Annotated in this window: 38 protein-coding genes and 1 pseudogene; 37 read left to right on the plus strand and 2 right to left on the minus strand. The window is 59.1% G+C overall.

The window, feature by feature from the left end; genetic code table 11:
* The 32 genes and pseudogenes from tuf to dsbD form a co-directional block, all read left to right on the plus strand.
* Positions 1-351, plus strand: a pseudogene (gene tuf / locus P3T22_RS25015) (elongation factor Tu); the annotation flags it as partial.
* 163 nt (positions 352-514) lie between these two features.
* Positions 515-826 (plus strand): 30S ribosomal protein S10, encoded by a 312-nt coding sequence (gene rpsJ / locus P3T22_RS25020; RefSeq protein WP_006998489.1) that lies wholly within the window; start codon positions 515-517, stop codon positions 824-826.
* 212 nt (positions 827-1,038) lie between these two features.
* Entirely contained in the window at positions 1,039-1,698 is a 660-nt protein-coding gene (gene rplC, locus P3T22_RS25025; protein WP_007180137.1) for a 50S ribosomal protein L3, read from the plus strand.
* A complete protein-coding gene (rplD, locus tag P3T22_RS25030; protein WP_007180136.1) occupies positions 1,698-2,318 on the plus strand; it encodes a 50S ribosomal protein L4 in 621 nt (206 codons plus the stop codon). Before rplC ends, rplD begins: the two co-directional genes overlap by 1 nt.
* The gene (gene rplW, locus P3T22_RS25035; RefSeq protein ID WP_007180135.1) at positions 2,315-2,629 is read left to right on the plus strand and encodes a 50S ribosomal protein L23; all 315 of its coding nucleotides are present in this window, start codon (positions 2,315-2,317) and stop codon (positions 2,627-2,629) included. The genes rplD and rplW overlap by 4 nt, the downstream gene beginning before the upstream one ends.
* Positions 2,630-2,631: 2 nt before the next feature.
* A complete protein-coding gene (rplB, locus tag P3T22_RS25040; protein WP_063497538.1) occupies positions 2,632-3,459 on the plus strand; it encodes a 50S ribosomal protein L2 in 828 nt (275 codons plus the stop codon).
* A gap of 10 nt (positions 3,460-3,469) precedes the next feature.
* Positions 3,470-3,745 (plus strand): 30S ribosomal protein S19, encoded by a 276-nt coding sequence (gene rpsS, locus P3T22_RS25045; protein WP_054036552.1) that lies wholly within the window; start codon positions 3,470-3,472, stop codon positions 3,743-3,745.
* 7 nt (positions 3,746-3,752) lie between these two features.
* The gene (gene rplV, locus P3T22_RS25050) at positions 3,753-4,085 is read left to right on the plus strand and encodes a 50S ribosomal protein L22 (protein WP_007180133.1); all 333 of its coding nucleotides are present in this window, start codon (positions 3,753-3,755) and stop codon (positions 4,083-4,085) included.
* Positions 4,086-4,096: 11 nt separating this feature from the next.
* Complete coding sequence (gene rpsC, locus P3T22_RS25055) at positions 4,097-4,903, plus strand: 30S ribosomal protein S3 (RefSeq protein ID WP_011490053.1); 807 nt, start codon at positions 4,097-4,099, stop codon at positions 4,901-4,903.
* A gap of 2 nt (positions 4,904-4,905) precedes the next feature.
* Positions 4,906-5,322, plus strand: coding sequence for a 50S ribosomal protein L16 (gene rplP, locus P3T22_RS25060; RefSeq protein ID WP_007180131.1), 417 nt, complete (start codon positions 4,906-4,908; stop codon positions 5,320-5,322).
* A gap of 10 nt (positions 5,323-5,332) precedes the next feature.
* Entirely contained in the window at positions 5,333-5,527 is a 195-nt protein-coding gene (rpmC, locus tag P3T22_RS25065; RefSeq protein ID WP_007180130.1) for a 50S ribosomal protein L29, read from the plus strand.
* Positions 5,524-5,796, plus strand: coding sequence for a 30S ribosomal protein S17 (rpsQ, locus tag P3T22_RS25070; RefSeq protein ID WP_007180129.1), 273 nt, complete (start codon positions 5,524-5,526; stop codon positions 5,794-5,796). Before rpmC ends, rpsQ begins: the two co-directional genes overlap by 4 nt.
* Positions 5,797-6,086: 290 nt before the next feature.
* Entirely contained in the window at positions 6,087-6,455 is a 369-nt protein-coding gene (gene rplN / locus P3T22_RS25075; protein ID WP_006052212.1) for a 50S ribosomal protein L14, read from the plus strand.
* Positions 6,456-6,464: 9 nt separating this feature from the next.
* On the plus strand, positions 6,465-6,773 hold the full coding sequence (gene rplX, locus P3T22_RS25080; protein WP_028199569.1) for a 50S ribosomal protein L24: 309 nt from the start codon (positions 6,465-6,467) through the stop codon (positions 6,771-6,773).
* Between the two features lie 17 nt (positions 6,774-6,790).
* Complete coding sequence (gene rplE / locus P3T22_RS25085; protein WP_063497537.1) at positions 6,791-7,330, plus strand: 50S ribosomal protein L5; 540 nt, start codon at positions 6,791-6,793, stop codon at positions 7,328-7,330.
* A 7-nt stretch (positions 7,331-7,337) separates the two neighbouring features.
* Positions 7,338-7,643: a 30S ribosomal protein S14 gene (gene rpsN / locus P3T22_RS25090; RefSeq protein WP_006052215.1), complete on the plus strand. Its 306-nt coding sequence runs from the start codon at positions 7,338-7,340 to the stop codon at positions 7,641-7,643.
* A gap of 14 nt (positions 7,644-7,657) precedes the next feature.
* Complete coding sequence (rpsH, locus tag P3T22_RS25095) at positions 7,658-8,053, plus strand: 30S ribosomal protein S8 (RefSeq protein ID WP_006052216.1); 396 nt, start codon at positions 7,658-7,660, stop codon at positions 8,051-8,053.
* A gap of 18 nt (positions 8,054-8,071) precedes the next feature.
* On the plus strand, positions 8,072-8,602 hold the full coding sequence (rplF, locus tag P3T22_RS25100) for a 50S ribosomal protein L6 (protein ID WP_028199570.1): 531 nt from the start codon (positions 8,072-8,074) through the stop codon (positions 8,600-8,602).
* A gap of 12 nt (positions 8,603-8,614) precedes the next feature.
* A complete protein-coding gene (rplR, locus tag P3T22_RS25105) occupies positions 8,615-8,980 on the plus strand; it encodes a 50S ribosomal protein L18 (RefSeq protein WP_006052218.1) in 366 nt (121 codons plus the stop codon).
* A gap of 14 nt (positions 8,981-8,994) precedes the next feature.
* Positions 8,995-9,513, plus strand: coding sequence for a 30S ribosomal protein S5 (gene rpsE, locus P3T22_RS25110; protein ID WP_006052219.1), 519 nt, complete (start codon positions 8,995-8,997; stop codon positions 9,511-9,513).
* A 10-nt stretch (positions 9,514-9,523) separates the two neighbouring features.
* Positions 9,524-9,706 carry a 50S ribosomal protein L30 gene (gene rpmD, locus P3T22_RS25115; RefSeq protein WP_007180126.1) on the plus strand — a complete coding sequence of 61 codons (183 nt, stop codon included), beginning with the start codon at positions 9,524-9,526 and terminating at the stop codon, positions 9,704-9,706.
* 29 nt (positions 9,707-9,735) lie between these two features.
* Entirely contained in the window at positions 9,736-10,170 is a 435-nt protein-coding gene (gene rplO, locus P3T22_RS25120) for a 50S ribosomal protein L15 (protein WP_054036556.1), read from the plus strand.
* 46 nt (positions 10,171-10,216) lie between these two features.
* Positions 10,217-11,563, plus strand: coding sequence for a preprotein translocase subunit SecY (gene secY / locus P3T22_RS25125; RefSeq protein ID WP_063497536.1), 1,347 nt, complete (start codon positions 10,217-10,219; stop codon positions 11,561-11,563).
* Between the two features lie 8 nt (positions 11,564-11,571).
* Positions 11,572-11,790, plus strand: a complete 219-nt coding sequence (infA, locus tag P3T22_RS25130; protein ID WP_004521905.1) for a translation initiation factor IF-1 — start codon at positions 11,572-11,574, stop codon at positions 11,788-11,790.
* Positions 11,791-11,810: 20 nt separating this feature from the next.
* Positions 11,811-11,927, plus strand: coding sequence for a 50S ribosomal protein L36 (gene rpmJ / locus P3T22_RS25135; RefSeq protein ID WP_004199844.1), 117 nt, complete (start codon positions 11,811-11,813; stop codon positions 11,925-11,927).
* Between the two features lie 41 nt (positions 11,928-11,968).
* Entirely contained in the window at positions 11,969-12,334 is a 366-nt protein-coding gene (gene rpsM, locus P3T22_RS25140; RefSeq protein ID WP_006052223.1) for a 30S ribosomal protein S13, read from the plus strand.
* Between the two features lie 28 nt (positions 12,335-12,362).
* Positions 12,363-12,767, plus strand: coding sequence for a 30S ribosomal protein S11 (gene rpsK / locus P3T22_RS25145; RefSeq protein ID WP_006052224.1), 405 nt, complete (start codon positions 12,363-12,365; stop codon positions 12,765-12,767).
* Positions 12,768-12,923: 156 nt separating this feature from the next.
* On the plus strand, positions 12,924-13,547 hold the full coding sequence (gene rpsD, locus P3T22_RS25150; RefSeq protein WP_027800372.1) for a 30S ribosomal protein S4: 624 nt from the start codon (positions 12,924-12,926) through the stop codon (positions 13,545-13,547).
* Between the two features lie 124 nt (positions 13,548-13,671).
* Complete coding sequence (locus tag P3T22_RS25155) at positions 13,672-14,649, plus strand: DNA-directed RNA polymerase subunit alpha (protein WP_006052226.1); 978 nt, start codon at positions 13,672-13,674, stop codon at positions 14,647-14,649.
* 181 nt (positions 14,650-14,830) lie between these two features.
* Complete coding sequence (gene rplQ, locus P3T22_RS25160; RefSeq protein ID WP_006052227.1) at positions 14,831-15,223, plus strand: 50S ribosomal protein L17; 393 nt, start codon at positions 14,831-14,833, stop codon at positions 15,221-15,223.
* 184 nt (positions 15,224-15,407) lie between these two features.
* Positions 15,408-15,740 (plus strand): divalent-cation tolerance protein CutA, encoded by a 333-nt coding sequence (gene cutA, locus P3T22_RS25165; RefSeq protein WP_063497535.1) that lies wholly within the window; start codon positions 15,408-15,410, stop codon positions 15,738-15,740.
* On the plus strand, positions 15,733-17,610 hold the full coding sequence (gene dsbD / locus P3T22_RS25170; RefSeq protein WP_429326480.1) for a protein-disulfide reductase DsbD: 1,878 nt from the start codon (positions 15,733-15,735) through the stop codon (positions 17,608-17,610). The genes cutA and dsbD overlap by 8 nt, the downstream gene beginning before the upstream one ends.
* A gap of 173 nt (positions 17,611-17,783) precedes the next feature.
* Here the strand turns inward: dsbD and hemB are convergent, their stop codons facing one another.
* Both hemB and yihA read right to left on the minus strand, forming a co-directional pair.
* Positions 17,784-18,782 carry a porphobilinogen synthase gene (hemB, locus tag P3T22_RS25175; protein WP_063497533.1) on the minus strand — a complete coding sequence of 333 codons (999 nt, stop codon included), beginning with the start codon at positions 18,780-18,782 and terminating at the stop codon, positions 17,784-17,786.
* 251 nt (positions 18,783-19,033) lie between these two features.
* Positions 19,034-19,687, minus strand: a complete 654-nt coding sequence (gene yihA / locus P3T22_RS25180; protein WP_063497532.1) for a ribosome biogenesis GTP-binding protein YihA/YsxC — start codon at positions 19,685-19,687, stop codon at positions 19,034-19,036.
* Positions 19,688-19,903: 216 nt separating this feature from the next.
* On the opposite strand from yihA, the gene P3T22_RS25185 reads away from it, so the two are divergent.
* The 5 genes from P3T22_RS25185 (at position 19,904) to msrQ (ending at position 26,005) form a co-directional block, all read left to right on the plus strand.
* Positions 19,904-20,557 (plus strand): c-type cytochrome, encoded by a 654-nt coding sequence (locus tag P3T22_RS25185; RefSeq protein ID WP_063497531.1) that lies wholly within the window; start codon positions 19,904-19,906, stop codon positions 20,555-20,557.
* A gap of 114 nt (positions 20,558-20,671) precedes the next feature.
* Entirely contained in the window at positions 20,672-22,885 is a 2,214-nt protein-coding gene (locus P3T22_RS25190) for a cytochrome c biogenesis protein ResB (RefSeq protein ID WP_063497530.1), read from the plus strand.
* 4 nt (positions 22,886-22,889) lie between these two features.
* On the plus strand, positions 22,890-24,098 hold the full coding sequence (gene ccsB / locus P3T22_RS25195) for a c-type cytochrome biogenesis protein CcsB (protein ID WP_063498109.1): 1,209 nt from the start codon (positions 22,890-22,892) through the stop codon (positions 24,096-24,098).
* Positions 24,099-24,296: 198 nt separating this feature from the next.
* A complete protein-coding gene (msrP, locus tag P3T22_RS25200; protein WP_063497529.1) occupies positions 24,297-25,292 on the plus strand; it encodes a protein-methionine-sulfoxide reductase catalytic subunit MsrP in 996 nt (331 codons plus the stop codon).
* 11 nt (positions 25,293-25,303) lie between these two features.
* The gene (msrQ, locus tag P3T22_RS25205) at positions 25,304-26,005 is read left to right on the plus strand and encodes a protein-methionine-sulfoxide reductase heme-binding subunit MsrQ (protein WP_181448386.1); all 702 of its coding nucleotides are present in this window, start codon (positions 25,304-25,306) and stop codon (positions 26,003-26,005) included.
* The last annotated feature ends 34 nt before the right edge of the window (positions 26,006-26,039 follow it).

Here is a 26,039-nt window from a genome sequence, read left to right on the forward strand (position 1 = left end):
CTGCGCGGCACGAAGCGTGAAGACGTGGAGCGTGGCCAGGTTCTGGCGAAGCCGGGTTCGATCAACCCGCACACGCACTTCACGGCTGAAGTGTATGTGCTGAGCAAGGACGAAGGCGGCCGCCACACGCCGTTCTTCAACAACTATCGTCCGCAGTTCTACTTCCGTACGACGGACGTGACGGGCTCGATCGAGTTGCCGAAGGACAAGGAAATGGTCATGCCGGGCGACAACGTGTCGATCACGGTGAAGCTGATCAACCCGATCGCGATGGAAGAAGGTCTGCGCTTCGCAATCCGCGAAGGTGGCCGTACGGTCGGCGCAGGTGTGGTTGCCAAGATTCTCGAGTAAAATCGAGGATTGACGTTGCAGTAAGTGGTGCCCGGAGCCGGGCGCCAGCATAGCGTGTCGATAGGAGTTGGCGCTTCAGCGCTTACTCCTATCCCAAGCCCGGCTCTACGTTCTTTTACTATCTGGCGGCGCAATACCGCCTCGCTCTTTCCAAGGAATTGTCATGCAGAACCAGAAAATCCGCATTCGCCTGAAGGCTTTCGACTATCGCCTGATCGATCAATCGGCAGCGGAAATCGTCGACACGGCAAAGCGGACTGGCGCAATCGTTCGTGGTCCGGTGCCCCTGCCGACCCGCATTCAACGTTTCGACATCCTGCGTTCGCCGCACGTCAACAAGACGTCGCGCGATCAGCTCGAAATCCGTACGCACCAACGTCTGATGGACATCGTCGATCCGACGGACAAGACCGTTGACGCACTGATGAAGCTGGACCTGCCGGCTGGCGTGGACGTGGAAATCAAGCTCCAATAAGGCTTCTAACGCTTGCCTGGCGTGCCAGGCAACGCTAAGTCATTGATTGCTTGCAGAAAACGAAAAGCCTCGCTATAATGCAAGGCTTTTCGCGCATTTGCGCAAAAAAGTCGGTGTGCTGCAGCATGGCTTCTTCCGAAGCGCATGCCCGAAACGGCACCGGCATTTTGTAAATTAGCCCCGACCAATCGCAGTCGGGAATGGAGAAAACGATGAGCCTTGGACTCGTAGGTCGCAAGGTTGGCATGACCCGTATCTTCACGGCAGAAGGGGATTCGATTCCCGTTACCGTGCTGGACGTGTCCGACAACCGCGTGACGCAGATCAAGACTGTTGAAACCGACGGCTACACAGCCGTGCAGGTTGCATTCGGTACGCGCCGTGCATCGCGTGTGACGAAGCCGTTGGCCGGTCATCTCGCCAAAGCCGGTGTTCAAGCCGGTGAAATCCTCAAAGAATTCCAGATCGATGCTGCCAAGGCTGCCGAGTTGTCGAACGGCACCGTGGTCGGTCCCGACCTGTTCGAAGTAGGCCAGAAGGTCGACGTGCAAGGCGTGTCGATCGGTAAGGGCTACGCCGGTACCATCAAGCGTTACAACTTCGCATCCGGCCGTGCATCGCACGGTAACTCGCGCTCGCACAACGTGCCGGGTTCGATCGGTATGGCGCAGGATCCGGGTCGTGTTTTCCCGGGTAAGCGCATGACCGGTCACATGGGTGACGATACGGTAACCGTGCAAAACCTCGAAATCGCTCGTATCGACGCTGACCGCAAGCTGTTGCTGGTCAAGGGCGCCGTTCCGGGTGCGAAGGGTGGCAAGGTATTCGTTACGCCGGCCGTGAAGACGCGTGCCGTGAAAGGAGCGAAATAATGGAACTTAAGCTCCTGAATGCCAATGGTCAGGAAGGTGCAGGCGTTAGCGCGTCGGACGTAGTGTTCGGCCGCGATTACAACGAAGCCCTGATTCACCAGGTAGTGGTGGCGTATCAAGCGAATGCCCGTAGCGGTAACCGCGCGCAGAAGGACCGTGAGCAAGTCAAGCACACGACCAAGAAGCCGTGGCGCCAAAAGGGTACGGGCCGCGCCCGTGCCGGTATGTCGTCGAGCCCGTTGTGGCGCGGCGGTGGCCGGATCTTCCCGAATTCGCCGGAAGAAAACTTTTCGCACAAGGTCAACAAGAAGATGCATCGCGCAGGTCTCTGCTCGATCTTCTCGCAGCTGGCCCGCGAAGGCCGCATCTCGGTGGTCGACGAGCTGACGCTCGAAGCGCCGAAGACGAAGCTGCTGGCCGAAAAATTCAAGGCGATGGGTCTCGACTCCGTGCTGGTGATTACCGACACGGTTGACGAAAACCTGTACCTCGCGTCGCGCAACCTCGCCCATGTGGCAGTTGTCGAGCCGCGTTACGCCGACCCGCTGTCGCTGATCTACTTCAAGAAGATCCTGATCACGAAGGCTGCGGTCGCCCAGATCGAGGAGTTGCTGTCATGAGCGAGATTCGCAAGAACGATCATCGTTTGATGCAGGTCCTGCTCGCGCCGGTGATCTCCGAAAAGGCGACGCTGGTGGCCGACAAGAACGAGCAAGTTGTGTTCGAAGTCGCGCCCGATGCCACGAAGCAGGAAGTGAAAGCTGCAGTCGAGCTGCTGTTCAAGGTGGAAGTCAATTCCGTCAACGTGCTGGTCTCGAAGGGCAAAGCCAAGCGCTTTGGCCGCTTCATGGGCAAGCGCAAGGACGTGAAGAAGGCGTACGTCTGCCTGAAGCCCGGCCAGGAAATCAACTTTGAAGCGGAGGCCAAGTAATCATGGCAATCGTTAAAGTTAAGCCGACTTCGCCGGGTCGCCGTGCGATGGTCAAGGTGGTCAACAAGGATCTGCATAAGGGCAAGCCGTTCGCACCGCTGCTCGATTCGCAATCCACGACCGCCGGCCGTAACAACAACGGTCACATCACCACGCGTCATAAGGGTGGTGGTCACAAGCATCATTACCGTGTCGTCGATTTCCGTCGCAACAAGGACGGCATTCCGGCAAAGGTCGAACGTCTTGAGTACGATCCGAACCGTAGCGCGAACATCGCGCTGGTTCTGTACGCAGACGGCGAGCGCAAGTACATCATCGCTCCGAAGGGTGTGACGGTTGGTCAGCAACTGATGTCGGGTTCGGAAGCTCCGATCCGCGCAGGCAACACGCTGCCGATCCGCAACATTCCGGTCGGTACGACGATCCACTGCATCGAAATGCTGCCGGGCAAAGGCGCGCAAATGGCGCGTTCGGCTGGTACGTCGGCGATGTTGCTGGCTCGTGAAGGCATCTACGCACAGGTCCGCCTGCGCTCTGGTGAAATCCGCCGCGTTCACGTTGAATGCCGCGCGACGATTGGTGAAGTTGGCAACGAAGAGCACAGCCTCCGTCAAATCGGTAAGGCTGGCGCGAATCGCTGGCGCGGTATCCGCCCGACGGTGCGTGGCGTTGCAATGAACCCGGTCGATCACCCGCACGGTGGTGGTGAAGGCAAGACGGCTGCAGGTCGCGATCCGGTGAGCCCGTGGGGCACGCCTGCTAAGGGTTATCGCACCCGCAGCAACAAGCGCACGACGAGCATGATCGTCCAGCGCCGTCACAAGCGTTAAGGAGTAGGCAATGGCACGTTCTGTAAAAAAAGGTCCGTTCTGCGACGCCCATTTGCTGAAGAAAGTTGAGTCGGCAGCCGCTGCACGTGACAAGAAGCCGATCAAAACCTGGTCGCGTCGTTCGACGATTCTGCCGGATTTCATCGGTTTGACGATTGCTGTGCACAACGGCCGTCAACACGTTCCGGTGTACATCTCGGAAAACATGGTCGGCCACAAGCTTGGCGAGTTTGCATTGACCCGGACGTTCAAGGGTCACGCAGCCGACAAGAAGGCTAAGAAATAAGGGGCTCATGATGGAAGTGAAAGCAATTCATCGCGGTGCCCGCATCTCGGCGCAGAAAACGCGCCTTGTGGCTGACCAGATCCGCGGTTTGCCGGTCGACAAGGCGCTGAACGTTCTGACGTTCTCGCCGAAGAAGGCTGCGGGAATCGTGAAAAAGGTCGTGCTGTCGGCGATCGCGAATGCGGAGCACAACGAAGGCGCCGATATCGATGAGCTCAAGATCACGAGCATCTACATCGACAAGGCTGCGTCGCTCAAGCGTTTTACCGCGCGCGCTAAAGGCCGCGGTAACCGCATCGAGAAGCAATCCTGTCACATCACTGTGACGGTCGGGAATTAAGGGGTCATACGATGGGACAGAAAATTCATCCGACTGGCTTCCGTTTGGCCGTCAGCCGCAATTGGGCGTCGCGTTGGTACGCGAACAACAACAATTTCGCGGCGATGTTGCAGGAAGACATCGGTGTTCGTGAATACCTGAAGAAGAAGCTGAAAAACGCTTCGGTTGGCCGCGTCGTTATCGAGCGTCCGGCGAAGAACGCGCGCATCACGATTTATAGCTCGCGTCCGGGTGTCGTCATCGGTAAGAAGGGCGAGGATATCGAGCTGCTGAAGTCGGAACTGCAACGCCGCATGGGCGTTCCGGTCCACGTCAACATCGAAGAAATCCGTAAGCCGGAAACCGATGCGCAACTGATCGCTGACTCGATCACGCAACAACTCGAGCGCCGGATTATGTTCCGCCGCGCGATGAAGCGTGCGATGCAAAACGCAATGCGTCTGGGTGCTCAAGGCATCAAGATCATGAGCGCTGGCCGCCTGAACGGTATCGAAATCGCTCGTACGGAATGGTATCGCGAAGGTCGCGTGCCCCTTCATACGCTGCGTGCTGATATCGACTACGCTACTTCGGAAGCGAAGACGACGTACGGCATCATCGGCGTGAAAGTGTGGGTCTACAAGGGCGACACGCTCGGCCGCAATGACGCACCGGTGGTTGAAGAAGTCGCCGAAGAAAAGCGTCCGCGCCGTAACGCACGCCCGGGTGGCGATCGCCGTCCGCGTCGCGATGGTGAAGGTGGTGGCCCGGCAGGTGCACGCCGTGGCGCTCCTCGTCGTGCTGGCGGTGCCGGCGACGGCGGGAAGACTGGAGAATAACGATGCTGCAACCGAAACGCAGAAAGTATCGCAAAGAGCAGAAGGGTCGTAACACCGGTATCGCTACCCGCGGCAACGCGGTGTCGTTCGGTGAGTTCGGTCTGAAGGCTATCGGTCGTGGTCGCTTGACCGCGCGCCAGATTGAAGCGGCACGTCGTGCAATGACGCGTCACATCAAGCGTGGTGGCCGCATCTGGATCCGCATCTTCCCGGACAAGCCGATCTCGCACAAGCCGGCTGAAGTACGTATGGGTAACGGTAAAGGTAACCCTGAGTACTACGTCGCAGAGATTCAACCGGGCAAGATGCTGTACGAAATGGACGGCGTAACCGAAGAGCTGGCACGCGAAGCGTTCCGTCTGGCTGCAGCTAAGCTGCCGCTCAAGACGACGTTTATCGTGCGTCAGCTCGGCGCCTAAGGAGCAAATGATGAAGGCTTCCGAACTTCACCAGAAAGATCAGGCCGCGCTCAACAAGGAGCTGTCGGACCTGTTGAAGGCGCAATTCGGCCTGCGCATGCAACTCGCGACCCAGCAGCTCACGAACACGAGCCAGCTGAAGAAGGTTCGTCGCGACATCGCACGTGTGCGGACCGTCCTGACTGAGAAGGCGAACCAGAAATGAACGATAGCGTAAAAACCTCGCTCAAGCGGACGCTGGTCGGCAAGGTCGTCAGCAACAAGATGGACAAGACGGTCACCGTGCTGGTTGAGCACCGCGTGAAGCACCCGATCTACGGCAAGTACGTTGTGCGTTCGAAGAAGTACCACGCGCACGACGATGCGAACACGTACAACGAGGGTGACCTCGTTGAAATCCAGGAAACGCGTCCGATTTCGAAGACGAAAGCTTGGGTTGTGGCTCGCCTGGTCGAGGCTGCTCGCGTCATCTGACGCCGCAAAGTTGTAGAAGTAGTTGAAATCGCAGTAAGTTTCGCTTGCAAGACCGAGATTATTTGTTATAATCTCGGTCTTCCCTCTTTTATGGGAGCCCCGTCGCGGGCGAAGTTGGTGGGGGAAGCGGTTCAGGCGCCAGCCTGTTCCGAAGGATTCACCGGATTGCGATGGCGGGTTTCGTTTGCCGTCGCTGCTGTTCATACCCAAGCAGCCGATTGGCTGACGGGACCAAGACTGACCGGGTACGCCATGGTGGTGTGACCGGATTAAGTTGGGATAGATAAACCATGATCCAGACCGAAACTCGGCTTGAAGTGGCCGACAACACCGGTGCGCGTGAAGTCATGTGCATCAAGGTTCTCGGCGGCTCGAAGCGTCGTTATGCCAGCATTGGCGACATCATCAAGGTGACCGTCAAAGAAGCAACGCCGCGCGGGCGCGTGAAGAAAGGCGAAATTTACAACGCCGTGGTGGTTCGCACCGCCAAGGGCGTGCGCCGTCAGGACGGCTCGCTGATCAAGTTCGACGGCAATGCAGCAGTGCTGTTGAATGCCAAGCTCGAACCTATTGGCACCCGTATTTTCGGGCCTGTTACGCGCGAGTTGCGCAGCGAACGATTCATGAAGATCGTTTCGTTGGCACCTGAAGTGCTGTAAGGAGTCGCGATGAACAAGATTCGCAAAGGTGACGAAGTTATCGTCATCACCGGCAAAGATAAAGGCAAGCGCGGCGTCGTGCTGTCCGTTGGCGAAGACAAGGTAATTGTCGAGGGCATCAACCTCGTCAAGAAGCACGTCAAGCCGAACCCGATGAAGGGTACGACGGGTGGCGTGGAAGCCAAGACGATGCCGCTGCAAATTTCGAACGTCGCATTGGTCGACGCGAATGGCAAGGCGTCGCGTGTAGGCATCAAGGTCGAGGGAGACAAGAAAGTCCGTTTCCTTAAGACGACCGGTGCCGTACTGAGCGCCTGACGCTGCGGAGTAAAAAAATGGCTCGTTTGCAAGAGTTTTACAAAGAGAAGGTTGTACCCGGCCTCATCGAGAAGTTCGGTTACAAGTCCGTGATGGAAGTGCCGCGCATCACCAAGATCACCCTGAACATGGGCCTTGGCGAAGCGGTTGCTGACAAGAAGATCATCGAAAACGCCGTTGGCGACCTGACGAAGATCGCAGGCCAGAAGCCGGTGATCACGAAGGCACGCAAGGCAATCGCTGGCTTCAAGATCCGTCAGGGCTATCCGATCGGTGCAATGGTCACGTTGCGTGGTCAGGCAATGTACGAATTTCTGGACCGTTTCGTGACGGTTGCGCTCCCCCGTGTGCGCGACTTCCGTGGCGTGTCGGGTCGTGCGTTCGATGGCCGCGGCAACTACAACATCGGTGTGAAAGAGCAGATCATTTTCCCCGAAATCGACTACGACAAGATCGACGCACTGCGTGGGCTGAACATCAGCATCACGACAACTGCGAAGACCGACGACGAAGCAAAGGCTCTGCTCGCCGGCTTCAAGTTCCCGTTCAGAAACTGAGGTTACCGTGGCTAAACTGGCACTGATCGAACGTGAAAAGAAGCGTGCTCGCCTGGCCGCTAAGTACGCTCCCAAGCGTGCTGAGCTGAAAGCGATTATCGGCGATATGAGCAAGTCGGACGAAGAGCATTACGCAGCACGTCTGGAACTGCAACAACTGCCGCGCAACTCTAACCCGACCCGTAAGCGCAATCGTTGCGCAATTACCGGTCGCCCGCGTGGCACGTTCCGTAAATTCGGGCTGGCGCGTAACAAGATTCGCGAAATCGCGTTCCGCGGCGAGATCCCTGGCCTGACCAAGGCGAGCTGGTAATAGGAGAAACGTAAATGAGCATGAGTGATCCTATCGCCGATATGCTGACTCGCATCCGCAATGCGCAGATGGTTGAGAAAGTTTCGGTGACAATGCCCTCGTCGAAAGTCAAGGTTGCGATTGCGCAGGTCCTGAAGGACGAAGGCTATATCGATGATTTCGCAGTGAAGTCCGAAGGTGCGAAGTCTGAATTGAACATCGTGTTGAAGTACTACGCTGGCCGTCCGGTGATCGAGCGCATTGAACGCGTTTCGAAGCCTGGTCTGCGTGTGTACCGCGGCCGTAACGACATTCCCGTGGTCATGAATGGCCTCGGCGTGGCAATCGTGTCGACGCCGAAGGGCGTGATGACGGACCGCAAGGCGCGTGCAACGGGCGTTGGCGGCGAAGTCATCTGCTACGTCGCTTAAGGCCGAAAGGAGAGAAACATGTCTCGAGTAGGTAAAAGCCCGATCGCGCTGCAAGGCGCAGAAGTGGCCCTGAGCGACGAACGCATTACCGTCAAGGGCCCGCTGGGTACGATTTCGCAGGCTGCAAACAGCCTCGTGAAGGTGGTGAACGACAACGGCACGCTGAAGTTCGAGCCGGTGGACGAAAGCCGCGAAGCGAATGCGATGTCGGGCACGATGCGCGCACTGGTTGCGAACATGGTGAACGGCGTGACGAAGGGTTTCGAGCGCAAGCTGACGCTGGTTGGCGTCGGTTACCGCGCACAGGCGCAAGGCGACAAGCTGAACCTGTCGCTGGGTTTCTCGCACCCCGTGGTGCACCAGATGCCGGAAGGCGTCAAGGCTGAAACCCCGACGCAAACCGAAATCGTGATCAAGGGGATCAATAAGCAACAAGTTGGCCAGGTCGCTGCAGAAGTGCGCGGCTATCGCCCGCCGGAGCCCTACAAGGGCAAGGGTGTGCGTTACGCCAATGAGGTTGTGATCCTCAAAGAAACGAAGAAGAAGTAAGGGTGCGCAATCATGGATAAGACTCAATCTCGCCTGCGCCGCGCTCGTCAGACGCGTATCAAGATCGCTGAGCTGCAGGTCGCGCGTCTCGCCGTGCATCGCACGAACACGCACATCTATGCGCAAGTGTTCTCGCCGTGCGGCACCAAGGTGCTCGCCAGCGCGTCGACGCTCGAAGCCGAAGTGCGTGCGCAACTGGCTGATCAGACAGGCAAGGGCGGCAACGTCGCTGCTGCGACCCTGATCGGTAAGCGCATTGCAGAAAAGGCTAAGGCTGCCGGCATCGAATCCGTCGCCTTCGACCGTTCGGGTTTCCGTTATCACGGCCGCGTGAAAGCGCTGGCTGATGCGGCGCGCGAAGCCGGACTCAAGTTCTAAGGGAAGAATTCGTCATGGCAAAGATGCAAGCGAAAGTTCAGGCTGACGAACGCGACGACGGCCTGCGCGAAAAGATGATTTCGGTCAACCGCGTGACCAAGGTTGTGAAGGGTGGCCGGATTCTCGGTTTCGCCGCACTGACCGTGGTTGGCGACGGTGATGGCCGCGTCGGTATGGGCAAGGGCAAGGCGAAGGAAGTGCCGGTCGCTGTTCAGAAGGCGATGGAGCAGGCTCGCCGCAACATGTTCAAGGTGCCGCTTAAGAACGGTACCCTGCAACACGAAGTGCACGGTAAGCACGGCGCATCGATGGTCCTCCTCGCTCCGGCGAAGGACGGTACCGGTGTGATCGCTGGTGGCCCGATGCGCGCAGTGTTCGACGTGATGGGCGTGCAGAACGTTGTGGCCAAGAGCCACGGTTCGACGAACCCGTACAACCTCGTTCGTGCAACGCTCGACGGTCTGCGTAAGCAGTCGACGCCGGGTGATATCGCGGCGAAGCGCGGCAAGTCCGTCGAAGATATTCTGGGCTAAGGTGGACACCATGTCTGATAAAACTGTCAAGGTCCAGCTCGTCAAGAGCCTGATCGGCACCCGTGAAACGCACCGTGCAACGGTGCGTGGCTTGGGCCTGCGCCGACTCAACTCGGTTAGCGAGTTGCAGGACACGCCGGCTGTGCGCGGCATGATCAACAAGGTTTCGTACCTCGTTAAGGTCATCAGCTAAGCGGCTGACCAGGACTCAAGGAGTTGATAATGGAATTGAATAACCTGAAGCCGGCTGAAGGCTCGAAGCACGCTAAGCGTCGCGTCGGCCGTGGCATCGGCTCCGGTCTGGGCAAGACGGCTGGCCGCGGTCACAAGGGTCAGAAGTCGCGTTCGGGCGGCTTTCACAAGGTTGGCTTCGAAGGCGGTCAAATGCCGCTGCAACGTCGCCTGCCGAAGCGTGGCTTCACCTCGCTGACGAAGGAATTCGTTGGTGAAGTGCGTCTCTCTGATCTGGAAAAGCTGCCGGTCGACGAAATCGATCTGTTGGCTCTGAAGCAAGCCGGCCTGCTCGGCGAGCTGATCAAGAGCGCCAAGATCATCGCGACGGGCGAGCTTAAGCGCAAGATCGTTGTGAAGGGTCTGGGTGCGACGAAGGGTGCGCGCGCTGCTATCGAAGCAGCCGGCGGCTCTTTTGCCGAGTAACGCGCAAGTTATTTGCCGTCACTAGCATTTGCATCGGAGAAGGTACTTGGCTAACAGTCCGAGTCTCGCAAAACCCGGTCGCAGCGCGGCGAAGTTTGGCGATCTGCGTCGGCGTGCAGTGTTCCTGCTGCTGGCGTTGATCGTCTACCGTATCGGCGCGCACATTCCGGTGCCGGGTATTGACCCGGACCAGCTGGCAAAGTTGTTCCAAAGCCAGTCGGGCGGCATCCTTGGCATGTTCAACATGTTCTCGGGTGGTGCACTTTCGCGGTTCACGATTTTTGCGCTGGGGATCATGCCGTACATTTCGGCGTCGATCATCATGCAGTTGCTGGCGATTGTCTCGCCACAACTGGAAGCGCTGAAAAAGGAAGGGCAGGCGGGTCAACGGAAGATTACGCAGTACACGCGTATCTTTACGGTCCTGCTGGCGACGTTCCAGGCGTTCGGCATTGCCGTCGCGCTGGAAAATCAGCCGGGCCTTGTGATCGATCCGGGGATGGTATTTCGGCTGACGACGGTCGTGACGCTGGTGACCGGCACGATGTTCCTGATGTGGCTGGGTGAGCAGATCACGGAACGCGGGCTTGGTAACGGTATCTCGATCATCATTTTCGGCGGTATTGCAGCGGGTTTCCCGAACGCAATCGGTGGTCTTTTCGAACTGGTGCGAACCGGCTCGATGAGCATCATCTCGGCGATTATCGTGGTCGCGCTGATTGCCGGTGTGACGTATCTGGTGGTGTTCATCGAACGCGGCCAGCGCAAGATTCTTGTGAATTACGCCAAGCGGCAGGTCGGTAACAAGATTTACGGCGGACAGTCTTCACATCTGCCGCTGAAGTTGAATATGTCGGGCGTGATTCCGCCGATCTTTGCATCGTCGATCATTCTCTTCCCGGCAACCATCCTGAACTGGTTTAGTTCGGGGTCGCGTACCAGCTGGTTCGCAGACACGTTGCACAACGTGGCCGAAGCCCTTAAGCCCGGTCAACCCGTGTACGTGTTGCTGTACGCGTTGGCGATCGTCTTCTTTTGCTTTTTCTACACCGCACTGGTGTTCAACAGCAGGGAAACGGCCGACAACCTGAAAAAGAGTGGCGCTTTCGTCCCAGGCATCCGCCCGGGCGATCAAACGGCGCGATACATCGACCGTATCCTCACGCGTCTGACGCTGGCTGGTGCGATCTACATCGTGTTTGTTTGTCTGCTACCTGAATTTTTGGTACTGCGCTGGAACGTGCCGTTTTATTTTGGTGGAACGTCGCTGCTGATCATTGTCGTCGTCACAATGGATTTCATGGCGCAGGTGCAGTCGTACGTTATGTCGCAACAGTATGAATCGCTGCTGAAGAAAGCTAATTTCAAAGGCGGCGGCGTCCCGATGCGTTGAAAGGACTTATGGCCAAAGACGATGTTATCCAGATGCAGGGTGAAGTCATCGAAAACCTGCCTAACGCTACCTTCAGGGTGAAGCTGGAAAACGGCCATGTCGTATTGGGACACATATCCGGCAAGATGCGGATGCACTACATCCGAATCCTGCCGGGCGACAAGGTAACGGTTGAATTGACGCCTTACGATCTGTCGCGTGCGCGGATCGTGTTCCGGGCGAAGTGATTTGAAAAAAGGGTAATATCATGAAAGTGATGGCATCGGTTAAGCGCATTTGCCGCAATTGCAAGATCATCAAGCGCAAAGGCGTTGTGCGCGTGATTTGCAGCTCTGATCCGCGCCACAAACAGCGTCAAGGCTGAACGCCGCGCTTTTTGCTGCGCTTTTTGTTTGAGGAAAAACAATGGCTCGTATCGCAGGGGTTAACATCCCGAATCACCAGCATACCGAAATCGGCCTGACGGCAATTTACGGTATCGGCCGCACGCGCTCGCGCGACATTTGCGTCGCTGCTGGTGTGGCATTTTCGAAGAAGGTCAAGGACCTGAACGACGCAGACCTCGAAAAGCTGCGTGAAGAAGTCGGCAAGTTCATCGTTGAAGGCGATCTTCGCCGTGAAACGACGATGAACATCAAGCGCCTGATGGATCTCGGCTGCTACCGTGGCGTGCGTCATCGTAAGGGCTTGCCCCTGCGTGGCCAACGCACGCGTACGAATGCCCGTACGCGCAAGGGTCCGCGTCGTGCAGCGCAATCGCTGAAGAAGTAAGCGGAACTGACAGTTACAGGAAAACGTAATGGCTAAGGCTTCGAACAACTCCGCGGCGCAACGCGTTCGCAAGAAGGTCAAGAAGAACGTCGCCGAGGGCGTGGTTCACGTTCACGCGTCGTTCAACAACACCATCATCACGATCACCGATCGTCAAGGCAATGCACTTGCTTGGGCAACGTCGGGTGGTCAGGGCTTCAAGGGTTCGCGTAAATCGACCCCGTTTGCAGCCCAGGTGGCAGCCGAATCGGCTGGCCGCGTGGCGATGGAATACGGCGTGAAGAACCTCGAAGTGCGTATCAAGGGCCCCGGTCCTGGCCGCGAATCGGCGGTGCGCGCGTTGCATGGTCTTGGCATCAAGATCACCGCGATCTCCGACGTGACGCCGGTCCCGCACAACGGCTGCCGTCCGCCGAAGCGTCGTCGTATCTAAGACGCTGTTTTCGCTAGCGCCTGTCGCCGCCGGGGTTCAAGCCGGCGACCACAGGCTGCTTGCGCTATTGAATTGACTAAGCCCACCGTTCGACCCAAAGGGTTCGGACTAGCGCGAGTGCATGCATTCGTGTGATCAATCATAGAAGGAATCAACGTGGCACGTTATATCGGCCCTAAGGCCAAGCTGTCCCGCCGTGAAGGCACTGACCTCTTCCTGAAGAGCGCCCGTCGTTCGCTCGCTGACAAGTGCAAGCTTGACAGCAAGCCTGGCCAACACGGCCGCACGTCGGGTGCACGTACGTCCGACTACGGCACGCAGCTGCGCGAAAAGCAAAAAGTGAAGCGCATCTACGGTGTCCTCGAGCGTCAATTCCGCCGTTACTTCGCTGAAGCCGACCGCCTGAAGGGCAACACGGGTGAAAACCTGCTGCAATTGCTCGAATCGCGTCTCGACAACGTCGTGTATCGCATGGGCTTCGGCTCGACGCGTGCTGAAGCGCGTCAGCTCGTGAGCCACAAGGCGATCACGGTGAACGGCGTGGTGTCGAACATCCCGTCGATGCAAGTGAAGGCAGGCGACGTCGTCGCAGTGCGCGAACAAAAGAAGAAGCAGGCGCGTATTCTCGAAGCGCTGTCGCTGGCTGAGCAAGGCGGTCTGCCGAGCTGGGTTGCTGTCGATTCGAAGAAGTTCGAAGGCACGTTCAAGAGCAAGCCGGAACGCAGCGACATCGCTGGCGATATCAACGAAAGCCTGATCGTCGAATTGTATTCGCGGTAATCGGATTAACGGCCGGGGCACCCCGATTGCGTTGCGCAAGGGGGCGTCTCGGCTGTTTATTTTCAGGTTGTTACCGGTCAGCCTTATCGGTGTAACGAGCCGAGGGTATTGAAAAGGAAAACCTATGCAAACCAGTTTGTTGAAGCCCAAGATCATCGCAGTTGAATCGCTTGGTGAGAGCCACGCGAAAGTGGTCATGGAACCGTTTGAACGCGGTTACGGCCACACCTTGGGTAACGCGCTCCGGCGCGTGCTGCTGTCGTCAATGATCGGCTACGCGCCGACCGAAGTGACGATCGCAGGCGTCGTGCATGAGTATTCGACGCTCGACGGTGTGCAAGAGGATGTGGTCAACCTGTTGTTGAACCTGAAGGGCGTGGTGTTCAAGCTGCATAACCGTGACGAAGTGACGGTTACGCTGCGCAAGGAAGGCGAAGGCGTTGTCACCGCTGGCGACATCGAACTCGCGCACGATTGCGAAGTGATCAACCCGGATCACGTGATTGCGCATCTGTCGAAGGGCGGCAAGCTCGACGTGCAGATCAAGGTCGAAAAGGGCCGTGGCTATGTGCCGGGCAATGTGCGTCGTTACGGCGAAGAGTCGGCCAAGATCATCGGCCGTATCGTGCTGGACGCGTCGTTCTCGCCGGTTCGCCGCGTGAGCTACGCCGTTGAAAGCGCGCGCGTCGAACAGCGTACCGACCTCGACAAGCTCGTGATGAACATCGAGACCAACGGTGTGATCTCGCCGGAAGAAGCGATCCGTCAATCGGCGCGTATTCTGGTTGATCAACTGTCGGTGTTCGCTGCACTGGAAGGCACCGAAGCAACGGCGGAAGCGCCGTCGCGTGCGCCGCAGATCGATCCGATCCTGCTGCGTCCGGTTGATGATCTTGAACTGACGGTTCGTTCCGCGAACTGCCTGAAGGCCGAGAACATCTACTACATCGGCGACCTGATCCAGCGCACGGAAAACGAGTTGCTCAAGACCCCGAATCTGGGTCGCAAATCGTTGAACGAAATCAAGGAAGTATTGGCGTCGCGTGGTTTGACGCTGGGCATGAAACTCGAAAACTGGCCGCCGGCAGGTTTGGACAAGTAAGTCGAGAAGTCATCCCGGGGCAGAACCCGTCGCTGCACTGGCAAAGACGCGGATTTTCCTTTAAAATCCGCGTCTTGTCTTTTTTCACTACCGGCCCGTGCACTCATCACCGTTGGGAAACCGAGGGTAGACCGAGCGCGATAGAAGAGCTGGACCAAAACTTTGAATCAAAGGAATTAACATGCGTCACCGTCATGGTTTGCGGAAACTGAACCGCACGAGCAGCCACCGTCTGGCAATGCTCCGTAACATGTCCAACTCGTTGATCGAGCACGAAGTCATCAAGACGACGCTGCCGAAGGCGAAAGAACTCCGTAAAGTCGTCGAGCCGCTGATCACGCTCGGCAAGAAGCCGTCGCTGGCAAATCGTCGTCTGGCGTTCAACCGCCTGCGTGATCGTGACTCGGTCACGAAGCTGTTCGAAGTTCTCGGCCCGCGTTACGCTACGCGTCCGGGCGGCTACCTGCGCGTCCTGAAGTTCGGTTTCCGCGTCGGCGACAACGCACCGATGGCACTGGTCGAATTGCTGGACCGTCCGGAAGTCGAAGAAGTTGAAGTGCAAGAAGCTGAGTAAGCTTTTTAGCATCGAAGAAAAAGCCAGGCGCCAAGCCTGGCTTTTTTGTTTATGGCGGCGAATTTCACTGCGGCATGTCGATCGCGGCGGCCAAATGCCGCAGGCTTGCAGCAGAGCCGTCTGCGGCACCGCATGGCTAGGTGATACGATATCGGCACCTGAATCGTGCTTGGCCGGAGCCTTTGTGAGCGTGAATGTGACCTTGATTCTGACGACGGTACCGGATGCGGCCGTTGCTCAGAAGCTCGCGGCGGGCGCACTGGCCGCGCGGCTGTGCGCCTGCGTCACGCAGTTAGGCTCTGTGCAGTCCAGCTATCACTGGCAGGGCGCGATCGAAACGGCGCAGGAGATCCAGTTGCTGTTCAAGACCAGCGCGGCACGCGCGCTCGAGCTCGAGCAGTACATTCAGGCCCACCATCCCTACGACACGCCGGAAATCCTCTCGTGGCAAGCTATGGCATCGGTCGCGTACGGCCAGTGGATCACTGCTGAAACTCAACGTCCTCTCCATGTTTAACGGTCTCAATCGACGTGCGCGCCATGCGTTGCGCGCCGTCGTCCTCCTGCTCGGTTGCCTGATCGTCGCTCAGTTCGGCACGCTTGCGCACGCTGCGGACGACTTCCTCGATCCCGCCGTCGCCTTCAAATTCAGCGCGACCGAGAAACCCGGCGAAGTCGACGTCACTTACAAGATCGCGGACGGTTACTACATGTACCGCGAGCGTTTCGCGTTCGCGACCCGTAACGGCACGACGACAATCGGCGAACCGCAATTGCCGGCTGGTCACGTCAAGTTCGATCAGACCTTCAACAAGAATGTCGAAACCTATCGCAATGAACTGACAATCCGCATTCCGGTGAAACAGCCGCAGGGGGCGTTCGATCTTGCTGTTACGTCTCAAGGCTGTGCGGATGCCGGCATCTGCTATCCGCCGATGGAGCGCGTGTATCACGTGAGCGGCGAGGCGTTGCAGCCGGCCGGCGGCGCCGCGGCGGCCACCGCCACGCGGCAATCCGCAGCAGCCGGCGCGCCGTGGTATGAGCGTGCCACTAGCGCCGACTATGCGCAGTCGCTACTGGAAGGCGGCGGCTTCTTCGCGATCATCGGGCTCTATTTCGTGGCCGGCGGCGTGCTCAGTCTGCTGCCGTGCTCGTATCCGATGATTCCGATCCTGTCTGCGATCATCATCGGCGAAGGCGCGCGGGTGACGCGTGCCCGTGGCTTTGCGTTGTCGCTGGCGTACGTGATCGGCATGGCACTCGTGTACACGGCGCTTGGCATCGCGGCAGCGCTCGTTGGCCAGAGCCTCGGCGCATGGCTGCAGAACCCGTGGGTGCTTGGTACGTTTGGCGTCCTGCTGACCGTTTTCGCGCTGACCCTGATCGCCGGCTTCGACATCGCGTTGCCGCAGCGCTGGCAGGACGGCGTGTCGCGTGCGTCGACAGGGCGTTCCGGCGGCAAGTTTGCCGCGGTGGCAGTAATGGGCGCGCTATCCGCGTTGGTGGTTGGCGCTTGCATGACCGCGCCGCTCTTTGCCGTGCTGGCGTTCATCGCGCACACAGGCGACGCGTTGCTCGGCGGCGCGGCGCTGTTCTCGATGGGACTCGGGCTCGGTGTGCCCCTCCTGATCATCGGGCTTGGCGCCGGTACTTTGCTGCCGCGCGCCGGCGCGTGGATGGACGGCGTCAAGGTGTTTTTCGGCGTGGTGCTGCTGGCGGCGGCCCTGTGGATCGTCTGGCCGGTGCTTGGTGCGACCGCGACAATGCTGCTGAGTGCGCTGTGGTTGCTGATCGCGGCCGCCGGACTCGGTCTTTTCTCGGCACCAGCGGTGGGTATTTCCGTCTGGCGGCGGCTCGGCCGGGGTATCGGCGCGGCGCTGGCTATCTGGGCAGCGGTGCTGCTGGTTGGCCTCGCTGCAGGCTCCTCCGATCCGCTGCGTCCGCTAGCTGTCCTGGCTGTGTGGGGTGACGGCGGGGAGGCTAACGTGGCAAGTGTTTCCAAATCGCCGAATAGGTTGTCACAGAGCGATCTGACATTCGCTCCGGTTCGTTCCTCGACCGATCTCGACGAGGCCGTCAAAACGGCTGCGCAGCCCGCTATGCTCGATTTTTACGCAGACTGGTGCGTGAGCTGCAAAGAAATGGAGAAGTTCACGTTTAGCGATCCGCGTGTTCAGGCGAAGTTGAAGCAGATGAACCTGCTGCGCGCCGACGTCACCGCAAATAACGCCGACGATCAGATGCTGCTCAAGCGCTTCAGCCTGTTCGGCCCGCCCGGCATCATCTTTTTCGACCAGGGGGGCAAGGAAGTGCTGCGCGTCGTCGGCTACGAGTCCGCGGACAAGTTTTTGCGCACCCTCGATCGCGCCAACGCGCCCGGGGCGTAACGCAAAGCAGCTGCGCTGCCCGAGCGCGCAAAGAAACCCGCACCCCCGACGCGCCCGCAAAAAGGCGCAGGCCAGAACATGCATAAAAAAACGGAGGCACGACTTAAAGTCGGCCTCCGTTTTTTTGGGGCGCATTCAGAAGACTGGCGTCGCCGGTAAAGCGACACCTCAAATCACTTCTGCGAGCGCAAAATCCGCGCGGCATCCAGCGCGAAGTAGGTCAGCACGCCATCCGCGCCTGCCCGCTTGAACGCCAGCAGCGATTCCATCATCGCCTTGTCGTGATCGAGCCAGCCATTTTGCGCGGCCGCTTTCAGCATCGCGTATTCGCCGCTCACCTGATACACGTAGGTCGGGAACTTGAACTCGTCCTTCACACGACGCACGATGTCCAGATACGGCATGCCTGGCTTGACCATCACCATATCCGCGCCTTCCTCGATGTCCGCTTGCACTTCGCGCAGGGCTTCATCCGAATTGGCCGGATCCATCTGGTAAGTCATCTTGTTACCCTTGCCGAGGTTCGTCGCAGAACCGACGGCATCGCGGAACGGGCCGTAAAACGCCGACGCGAACTTGGCAGAGTAGGCCATGATGCGCGTATGGATATGACCCTCGCTCTCGAGCATTTCGCGGATCGCGCCAATGCGGCCATCCATCATGTCCGAGGGCGCGACGATATCGACACCCGCTTCAGCCTGCGCGCGCGCCTGTTCCACGAGGATCTCGACGGTCTCGTCGTTGATCACATAGCCGGCCTCGTCGAGTACGCCGTCCTGGCCGTGGCTCGTGTACGGATCCAGCGCGACGTCGGTGAGCACACCCAAATCGGGGAAGTTCTTTTTCAGTTCGCGAACTGCGCGCGGGATCAGGCCAGCCGGGTTGGTCGCTTCGCGGCCATCAGGCGTCTTCAAGGAAGGCTCGATCGCCGGAAAGAGCGATAGCACCGGCACGCCCAACTCGACGCATTGCTCGGCCACGCCCATCAGCAGATCCACCGACACGCGCTCGACGCCCGGCATCGACGGTACGGCTTGCCGCACGTTGGTGCCTTCGACGATGAACACGGGATAGATCAGATCGTTGGTGGTGAGGATGTTTTCTCGCATCAGACGGCGCGAGAAGTCGTCACGGCGCATGCGGCGCGGACGGTAGTGCGGAAAGAAGCTCATAAACGAATCGAAGAAACGTGGATGTATGGAGTGGACAAGTAGCGCCTGCCTCCGCTCCCGGAAACTTTTCGAGACAATGGTATATCATACCGATCGAGCAAGGCGCCCTGCGCTGACCTCCCCGCTTCTCCTCCCTGAGCGGGTGCCTGTCGTTTTTTCGATTAGGCTGTTTGACCCGCCGTTAAAGCGGCGGGTTTTTTTATGGGCGGCCGGAACGGCGCTTTTTGCCTGGGCTCGTACACGCCGCGCGGTTACTGCGGTGCGTCCGTTTCGCCCTTCGCGTCGGGGATCAGCCAGCTTTCGATCAGCTCGTGCGCTTCGTCGATGCCGACGCGTTTGAGCGCCGAGAACAGCTGCGCGGTCAATTCGCCCTGGTAGCCGGCGGAACGATATTCAGCCAACCCTTTCTGCGTCGCGCGCAAGGCGTTGACGCTTTCTTGGCGCGTCAATTTGTCGCACTTCGTCAGCAGCGTGTGGATCGGCTTGCCGGTCGGCGCGAACCACTCGATCATCCGCCGATCCAGATCCGTCAACGGGCGGCGCGAGTCCATCATCAGAATCATGCCGCGCAGTTGCGAGCGCGATTGCAGGTAGGTGGAGAGCAGCGCTTCCCAGTGAGCCTTGGCCGCGCCCGGCACTTCCGCATAACCGTAGCCCGGCAGGTCGACCAGGTGCGCTGTCGGCTCGTCCTCCTTGCCCACCGAGAAATAATTGATGTGCTGGGTGCGGCCCGGCGTCTTACTGGCGAACGCCAGACGTTTCTGATTGCACAGAATATTGATGGCCGTGGACTTGCCCGCATTCGAGCGTCCCGCAAAGCAGATCTCGGGTTGCGCGGTAGCCGGCAGATCACGCAGGTGATTGACGGTCGTGAAAAAGCGGGATTGGTGGAGCAGGAAGGACATGATCAGGCCAGGATTCGAGACGCCGGGGAACCCAGAGTGGGGACGGGTCAAGCCCGACTGGCGTCTTAGCGATTAGCGAGTTATTGTACAATACGATGGTTTACTGAAAACCTGAGGGGGCCAGCCCGCGTGCCTTGGCGGCTCTTTGCGGTCACTCAGTCGCTGTCGTATCTTGCAAAACCTCTAAAATCCCACAAGACGAGACAGGGTGTGCGAATGAATCGACTGTGCAAGGCTCTGATGGTGCTTCAAGTAGCGGCAGGTCTTTCAGGTTTGGCAATTCAGGCACGAGCAGCAGATCCGGCAAAGCCGGACGTCAATCGGGGGCAGGCAATCGCGGTGCAGGTTTGCGCGTCGTGTCACGGTGCAGATGGCAACAGTGCTGGCGGTGCGTATCCAAAGCTGGCGGACCAGCATCCCGAGTATCTCGTCAAGCAGCTGGTGGATTTCAAGACGCAGCCGGGCGCCAAGCAGCCCGCGCGCAACAACGCGATCATGGCGGGCATGGCTGCGGCGCTGTCCGACCAGGACATGGCCAACGTGGCTGCCTATTTTTCGACGCAGACTCCGAAGCTAGGCTACGCGCATAACAAAGATACCGTCCCGCTCGGTCAGAAGATTTATCGCGGTGGGATTGCAGATAAGGGTGTACCGGCGTGCGCAAGCTGCCACGGGCCGACCGGTCAGGGGATCCCGTCGCAGTATCCGCGTCTGTCGGGGCAGTGGGCGGAATACACGGTGGCGCAGTTGACTGCATTCACGCAAGGTCCGGGCGCGCGTAACAACAATGAGGCGATGCATGCCATTGCATCGCGTCTGTCGGACAGCGAGATCAAGGCTGTAGCGGATTACATCGCGGGCTTGCACTAAGAAGTCCGTACGCAAGCAACCGGCCCGGCGAGGCCGGTACAAAACAAGAAAAGGGTGAGGGCGTCGTGTCTACGACAGCCCTTCACCCTTTTTTGCTGTTCAGTCGGAGTATGAATGAGCGTCACCACGTCGGGTTTGCAGTCGAAGTCGGGCAATCGCATCACGCGCAGCATCATCGAAGTATTGAGTTCGATGCGCTTCGCGATCTCGTTGCTCGTGATTCTGTCGATCGCCAGTATTATCGGCACCGTCCTCACGCAGGACGATCCGTATCCCAACTACGTCAATCAGTTCGGCCCGTTCTGGGCGGACATCTTCCGCTCGCTGAGCTTGTACACGGTGTACAGCTCGTGGTGGTTCATGCTGATTCTCGGCTTCCTGATGGTGTCGGTGTCGCTGTGCGTGATCCGCAATGCGCCGAAAATGGTCGCGGACGCCAAGAGCTGGAAAGACAAGGTCCGCGAAGGCAGCTTGCGCGCGTTCCATCACAAGGGCGAGTTCGCGGTGCACGGCACGCGCGCACAGACCTCGGCGGTGCTCGCCAAACTCTCGGCCAGGCTTGGCTACAAGTTCGTCACACGGGAGTCGGACGGTGCAACGCTGATCGCCGCCAAGCGCGGCGCGCTGACCAAGTTCGGCTACATCTCCGCGCACATTGCGATTGTGGTGATCTGTCTGGGCGGCCTGCTCGACAGCAATCTGCCAATCAAGCTGCAAATGTGGCTGTTCGACAAGTCGCCGATCCGCTCCAACACGGTGATCAACGACATTCCGCCTGAACATCGCCTGTCGCAGTCGAATCCGACTTTCCGCGGCTATGCGTGGGTGCCGGAAGGGCAGCATGTGTCGACGGCGATTCTTAACCAGCCGGACGGCTCGCTGATCCAGGACCTGCCGTTCTCGATCGAGCTGAACAAGTTCATCGTCGACTACTACTCGACGGGCATGCCGAAGCTGTTCGCGAGCGACATCGTCGTGGTCGACCATAAAACGGGCGCGCGCGTGCCGGCCCGGGTCGAAGTGAACAAGCCATTCACCTACGACGGCGTCTCGATCTACCAGTCGAGCTTCCAGGACGGCGGGTCGCAGATGCAGATGACCGCGTACCCGATGTCCGGTTCGAGCGCGAAAACCGCGCCGTTCGGCGGCATGATCGGCGGCAATGCGCCGTTGAGTGCCGCCACACCGCTGGCCGACGGCCAGACCGTCGAATTCACGGATTTCCGTGCAATCAACGTCGAAAACGTCTCGAACGGCAGCGGCCAGAACGATGCGCGTGGCGTCGCCGCGCATCGTACGCTGAAAGAGGCGTTCGACGAGCGCCTCGGCTCGGGCGCGAAGAGCTCGAAGCCGCTCGATCTGCATAACGTCGGTCCGTCGGTGCAGTACAAGGTGCGCGACAAGGACGGCCAGGCGCGCGAGTACAACAACTACATGCTGCCGGTGGACGTCGCGGGCGAAAAGATGTTCCTCGCCGGCATGCGCCTGAATCCGGACGACCCATTCCGCTACCTGCGAATCCCCGCCGACACAGGCGGTACCGTCAAGGAATGGATGAACCTGCGCGCCACGCTTGAAAATCCGGCCATGCGCGCAGCCGCCGCTCACCGTTTCGCGCTGCGTTCGGTGTCGGGTTCGAATACCGAACTGCAACAGCACCTGGAAGAAAGCGCGCTGCGTGTCCTGACCCTGTTTGCCGGCGCGGACAACAGTATCAAGATGCCGAACGGCCAGACGCTCGGCGGCTTCCAGGCGATCGCCGGGTTCATCGATCATTCGGTGCCGAAGGGCGAGCAGGAAAAGGCCGCGGGCTTGCTGCTGCGCATGCTGGAAGGCGCGACGTGGGACCTGTGGCAACTGTCGCGCGAGCAGCTTGGCGAGCCGGATGCGCAGGCCAATGCGGACGCCAGCCGCTTTATCCAAAGCTCTATCAATGCGATATCCGACAGCTTTTTGTATGGATCGCCGGTCTACTTGCAGCTTGACTCATTCAAGCAGGTGCAAGCTTCGGTATTTCAGTTGACGCGCGCGCCGGGCAAAAAAGTCGTGTATCTTGGCAGCCTGCTCCTCGTGTTGGGCATCTTTTCGATGTTCTACGTCCGCGAAAGGCGCCTCTGGTTCTGGCTTAAAGATACCGATCACGGCACGAATGTCGTGATGGCGATGTCGAGCGCGCGCAAAACGCTGGATTTCGAAAAGGAGTTCGTTCAAACGCGCGACGCTGTAGGCACCGCGCTGGGTGTCAAACTCACTGAAGCATCCGGCGCCTCCGACAAACCCGGCCATGCCCGCGCGCCGTCTGCAGGCTCACAAGATTCGACCCGGTAAGATCATGGACTTGACTCAGGTTTCCTCCTCCTCCTCACCCTCGCGACCGCAGAAGGCGTTCGCGAGCGAGGCGCTCAACGTCGCGCAGTATGACGAGCGGCCGTTTCTGAAACGGCTCGGTATTGTCGACTGGCTGTTCGCCGTCGTGATGGTCGCGGGCGCGGGGTTCGCGCTGTCGCGCTATCACCCGTTCATGAATTACTACGACAAACTGGTGCTGTGCTGCGCAGTGCCGGTGTTCGTCGTGCTGGGCTGGCGCTGGAAACCGGTGCGTCCGCTGATGGTGGGCATCGCCGCACTGTCGCTGCTGGCGATCCAGATCTATCACGGCGATCTGACGCGCGCGGATAACGCGTTCTTCCTCAAATATTTCCTGTCGAGCCAGTCCGCGATTCTTTGGATGAGCGCGCTCTTCGTGTTCGCCACCGTCTTCTACTGGATCGGCCTGTTGTCGCGTTCACCGACCGGCGCTGCGATCGGTTCGAAGATGACCTGGGCCGCAGTGGTGATGGGCTTCGTCGGATTGATGGTGCGCTGGTATGAGTCGTATCTGATCGGCGCGGACGTCGGTCATATTCCAATCTCGAACCTGTATGAAGTGTTCGTGCTGTTCAGCCTGATCACCGCGCTGTTCTATCTGTACTACGAGCAGCACTACAACACGCGTGCGCTCGGCGCATTCGTGCTGCTGGTGATCAGCGCGGCGGTCGGCTTCCTGATGTGGTACTCGGTCGCCCGTGACGCACAGCAGATCCAGCCGCTCGTGCCGGCGCTGCAGAGCTGGTGGATGAAGATCCACGTGCCGGCTAACTTCATCGGATATGGCAGCTTTGCGCTGTCGGCGATGGTCGGCGTCGCGTATCTGGCGAAAGAGCGCGGCGTGCTGGCAGACCGCCTGCCGCCGCTCGATGTGCTCGACGACCTGATGTACAAGTCGATCGCCGTCGGCTTCGCGTTTTTCACCATCGCGACGATCCTCGGCGCGCTGTGGGCCGCTGAAGCATGGGGCGGTTACTGGAGCTGGGACCCGAAGGAAACGTGGGCGCTGATCGTCTGGCTGAACTACGCAGCCTGGCTTCATATGCGCTTGATGAAAGGCCTGCGCGGCGCGGTGGCGGCATGGTGGGCGCTGACCGGCCTGCTGGTGACGACCTTCGCATTTCTCGGCGTCAATATGTTCCTGTCGGGGCTGCATAGCTACGGCAAGCTGTAAGATCTGCCGTCCTGAGCCGACTAAGAACCGCCGCGTGCTTCACACCGGCGGTTTTTTTTACGTCTGGCGGAATATTCGCTGCATCCAGTGTGTTCGTTAGAGCAGTACCTAAAGATGACTGGGCGAGCGGCGAAACGAGCCGATCATCAATATGGCCCCGTAAGCTAGACAAGCGATGGGGCGGCAAGGAGCAGCACGATGTGGATCAAGCGAAGCGACAGAATTCAACTCATAGGCGATGACATCGCACGCAGCGAAATCACGCCGCAGCGCGTCTTCGAGAACCGGCGGCGCGTTTTGCAAGCTGCGGGTGCATTGGCGCTCGGCGGCCTGATCGGTGTGAATGGAGAAGCGCTGGCAGCATATTCATCGCCGGATACGAAGGCGCAAAAGCTTGTGGCGAAGACCAACGCGAAGTTCGTCGCCCTGGACAAGATCACGCCGTACAAGGACATCACCACGTACAACAACTACTACGAGTTCGGCACGGACAAAGCGGATCCCGCGCACAACGCCGGCACGTTGCGCCCGCATCCGTGGAAGGTGAGCGTCGAGGGCGAAATCAAGAATCCGAAGGTGTACGAGATCGATGAATTGCTGAAGCTCGCGCCGCTCGAGGAGCGCGTGTACCGGTTGCGTTGTGTCGAAGGCTGGTCGATGGTGATTCCGTGGATCGGCGTGCCGCTCTCGGAGTTGATCAGGCGTGTGCAGCCGACTGGCAATGCGAAGTATGTGCAATTCATCACGCTGGCTGACCCGTCGCAAATGCCCGGCCTGTCGACGCCGGTACTCGACTGGCCGTACACGGAAGGTCTGCGGATGGACGAAGCGATGAATCCGCTGACGCTGCTGACGATGGGCCTCTACGGCCAGGTGCTGCCGAATCAGAATGGCGCGCCGATTCGCGTGGTGGTGCCGTGGAAATACGGCTTCAAGAGCGCGAAGTCGCTGGTGAAGATCCGCTTCCTCGACAAGCAGCCGCCGACCAGCTGGAACACGTACGCGTCAAACGAATACGGCTTCTTTTCGAACGTGAATCCGAACGTCGATCACCCGCGCTGGAGCCAGGCTACCGAGCGGCGCATCGGCGAAGATGGTTTCTTCACGCCCAAGCGCAAGACGTTGATGTTCAACGGCTACGGCGATCAGGTCGCGTCGTTGTATCAGGGCATGGACCTGAAGAAGAATTTTTAAGCGGCGTGACTATGGCTTCCGATACGCAACCTGTTACTCAAACCGAACGCAGAGCGCCGCGAGCAGCGCAGGCGTCGGCTGCGACCACCGCAAAGCGGCCCGCAAGCGGCGCGCGCTGGATCGTGCCGGCCAAGATCGCGGTATTTATCGCCGCGTGGTATCCGCTCGCGCGCATCGTGCTGTTTGGCATGACCGATCGATTGGGCGCAAATCCGATCGAGTTCATTACGCGCTCGACGGGTCTGTGGACGCTCGTCTTTCTTTGCATCACGTTGGCGGTGACGCCGTTGCGCCGACTGACCGGTATCACTGCATTGGCCCGTTTTCGCCGGATGCTGGGCCTTTACGCATTTTTCTACGTGACGTTGCATTTCACCACTTACCTGTGGTTCGACAAATGGTTCGATGTCGCCGCGATTCTCAAGGACATCGGCAAGCGGCCGTTCATCACCGTGGGCTTCGCGGCGTTCGTGCTGCTGATCGCGTTGGCCGTTACGTCGCCGCGCGCGATGGTGCGCAAACTCGGACGCCGCTGGCAGACGCTGCATCGCGCGATTTATGCGATCGCTGCGCTCGCGATCCTGCACTTCTGGTGGATGAAGGCGGGCAAGCACGACCTGATTTTGCCGAAGATTTACGGTGCGATCATGGTCGCGTTGCTGGGGTGGCGTTTGCTCGTATGGCTGCGCGAGCGGAGGTTAAAGACACGCTGACCACGAGGACCAGCGCGCAAATGGAAAAAGGCGA

Origin of the sequence: Paraburkholderia sp. GAS348 (assembly GCF_050434205.1) — a bacterium.
Taxonomy (GTDB): Bacteria; Pseudomonadota; Gammaproteobacteria; order Burkholderiales; family Burkholderiaceae; genus Paraburkholderia.

Coding starts and splice junctions, on each gene's coding strand:
- rplX (WP_028199569.1), top strand. CDS start 6,465: ATGAACAAGATTCGCAAAGGTGACGAAGTTATCGTCATCACCGGCAAA.
- rplO (WP_054036556.1), top strand. CDS start 9,736: ATGGAATTGAATAACCTGAAGCCGGCTGAAGGCTCGAAGCACGCTAAG.
- rplV (WP_007180133.1), top strand. CDS start 3,753: ATGATGGAAGTGAAAGCAATTCATCGCGGTGCCCGCATCTCGGCGCAG.
- rplQ (WP_006052227.1), top strand. CDS start 14,831: ATGCGTCACCGTCATGGTTTGCGGAAACTGAACCGCACGAGCAGCCAC.
- rpsJ (WP_006998489.1), top strand. CDS start 515: ATGCAGAACCAGAAAATCCGCATTCGCCTGAAGGCTTTCGACTATCGC.
- dsbD (WP_429326480.1), top strand. CDS start 15,733: ATGTTTAACGGTCTCAATCGACGTGCGCGCCATGCGTTGCGCGCCGTC.
- P3T22_RS25155 (WP_006052226.1), top strand. CDS start 13,672: ATGCAAACCAGTTTGTTGAAGCCCAAGATCATCGCAGTTGAATCGCTT.
- rpmC (WP_007180130.1), top strand. CDS start 5,333: ATGAAGGCTTCCGAACTTCACCAGAAAGATCAGGCCGCGCTCAACAAG.
- rpsS (WP_054036552.1), top strand. CDS start 3,470: ATGGCACGTTCTGTAAAAAAAGGTCCGTTCTGCGACGCCCATTTGCTG.
- rplE (WP_063497537.1), top strand. CDS start 6,791: ATGGCTCGTTTGCAAGAGTTTTACAAAGAGAAGGTTGTACCCGGCCTC.
- rplP (WP_007180131.1), top strand. CDS start 4,906: ATGCTGCAACCGAAACGCAGAAAGTATCGCAAAGAGCAGAAGGGTCGT.
- rpsQ (WP_007180129.1), top strand. CDS start 5,524: ATGAACGATAGCGTAAAAACCTCGCTCAAGCGGACGCTGGTCGGCAAG.
- hemB (WP_063497533.1), bottom strand. CDS start 18,782: ATGAGCTTCTTTCCGCACTACCGTCCGCGCCGCATGCGCCGTGACGAC.
- rplN (WP_006052212.1), top strand. CDS start 6,087: ATGATCCAGACCGAAACTCGGCTTGAAGTGGCCGACAACACCGGTGCG.
- rplC (WP_007180137.1), top strand. CDS start 1,039: ATGAGCCTTGGACTCGTAGGTCGCAAGGTTGGCATGACCCGTATCTTC.
- P3T22_RS25190 (WP_063497530.1), top strand. CDS start 20,672: ATGAGCGTCACCACGTCGGGTTTGCAGTCGAAGTCGGGCAATCGCATC.
- rpsH (WP_006052216.1), top strand. CDS start 7,658: ATGAGCATGAGTGATCCTATCGCCGATATGCTGACTCGCATCCGCAAT.
- rplW (WP_007180135.1), top strand. CDS start 2,315: ATGAGCGAGATTCGCAAGAACGATCATCGTTTGATGCAGGTCCTGCTC.
- yihA (WP_063497532.1), bottom strand. CDS start 19,687: ATGTCCTTCCTGCTCCACCAATCCCGCTTTTTCACGACCGTCAATCAC.
- rpsK (WP_006052224.1), top strand. CDS start 12,363: ATGGCTAAGGCTTCGAACAACTCCGCGGCGCAACGCGTTCGCAAGAAG.
- rplB (WP_063497538.1), top strand. CDS start 2,632: ATGGCAATCGTTAAAGTTAAGCCGACTTCGCCGGGTCGCCGTGCGATG.
- ccsB (WP_063498109.1), top strand. CDS start 22,890: ATGGACTTGACTCAGGTTTCCTCCTCCTCCTCACCCTCGCGACCGCAG.
- rplR (WP_006052218.1), top strand. CDS start 8,615: ATGGATAAGACTCAATCTCGCCTGCGCCGCGCTCGTCAGACGCGTATC.
- rplD (WP_007180136.1), top strand. CDS start 1,698: ATGGAACTTAAGCTCCTGAATGCCAATGGTCAGGAAGGTGCAGGCGTT.
- rpsE (WP_006052219.1), top strand. CDS start 8,995: ATGGCAAAGATGCAAGCGAAAGTTCAGGCTGACGAACGCGACGACGGC.
- rpmJ (WP_004199844.1), top strand. CDS start 11,811: ATGAAAGTGATGGCATCGGTTAAGCGCATTTGCCGCAATTGCAAGATC.
- rpsC (WP_011490053.1), top strand. CDS start 4,097: ATGGGACAGAAAATTCATCCGACTGGCTTCCGTTTGGCCGTCAGCCGC.
- msrQ (WP_181448386.1), top strand. CDS start 25,304: ATGGCTTCCGATACGCAACCTGTTACTCAAACCGAACGCAGAGCGCCG.
- rplF (WP_028199570.1), top strand. CDS start 8,072: ATGTCTCGAGTAGGTAAAAGCCCGATCGCGCTGCAAGGCGCAGAAGTG.
- infA (WP_004521905.1), top strand. CDS start 11,572: ATGGCCAAAGACGATGTTATCCAGATGCAGGGTGAAGTCATCGAAAAC.
- P3T22_RS25185 (WP_063497531.1), top strand. CDS start 19,904: ATGAATCGACTGTGCAAGGCTCTGATGGTGCTTCAAGTAGCGGCAGGT.
- msrP (WP_063497529.1), top strand. CDS start 24,297: ATGTGGATCAAGCGAAGCGACAGAATTCAACTCATAGGCGATGACATC.
- rpsM (WP_006052223.1), top strand. CDS start 11,969: ATGGCTCGTATCGCAGGGGTTAACATCCCGAATCACCAGCATACCGAA.
- rpmD (WP_007180126.1), top strand. CDS start 9,524: ATGTCTGATAAAACTGTCAAGGTCCAGCTCGTCAAGAGCCTGATCGGC.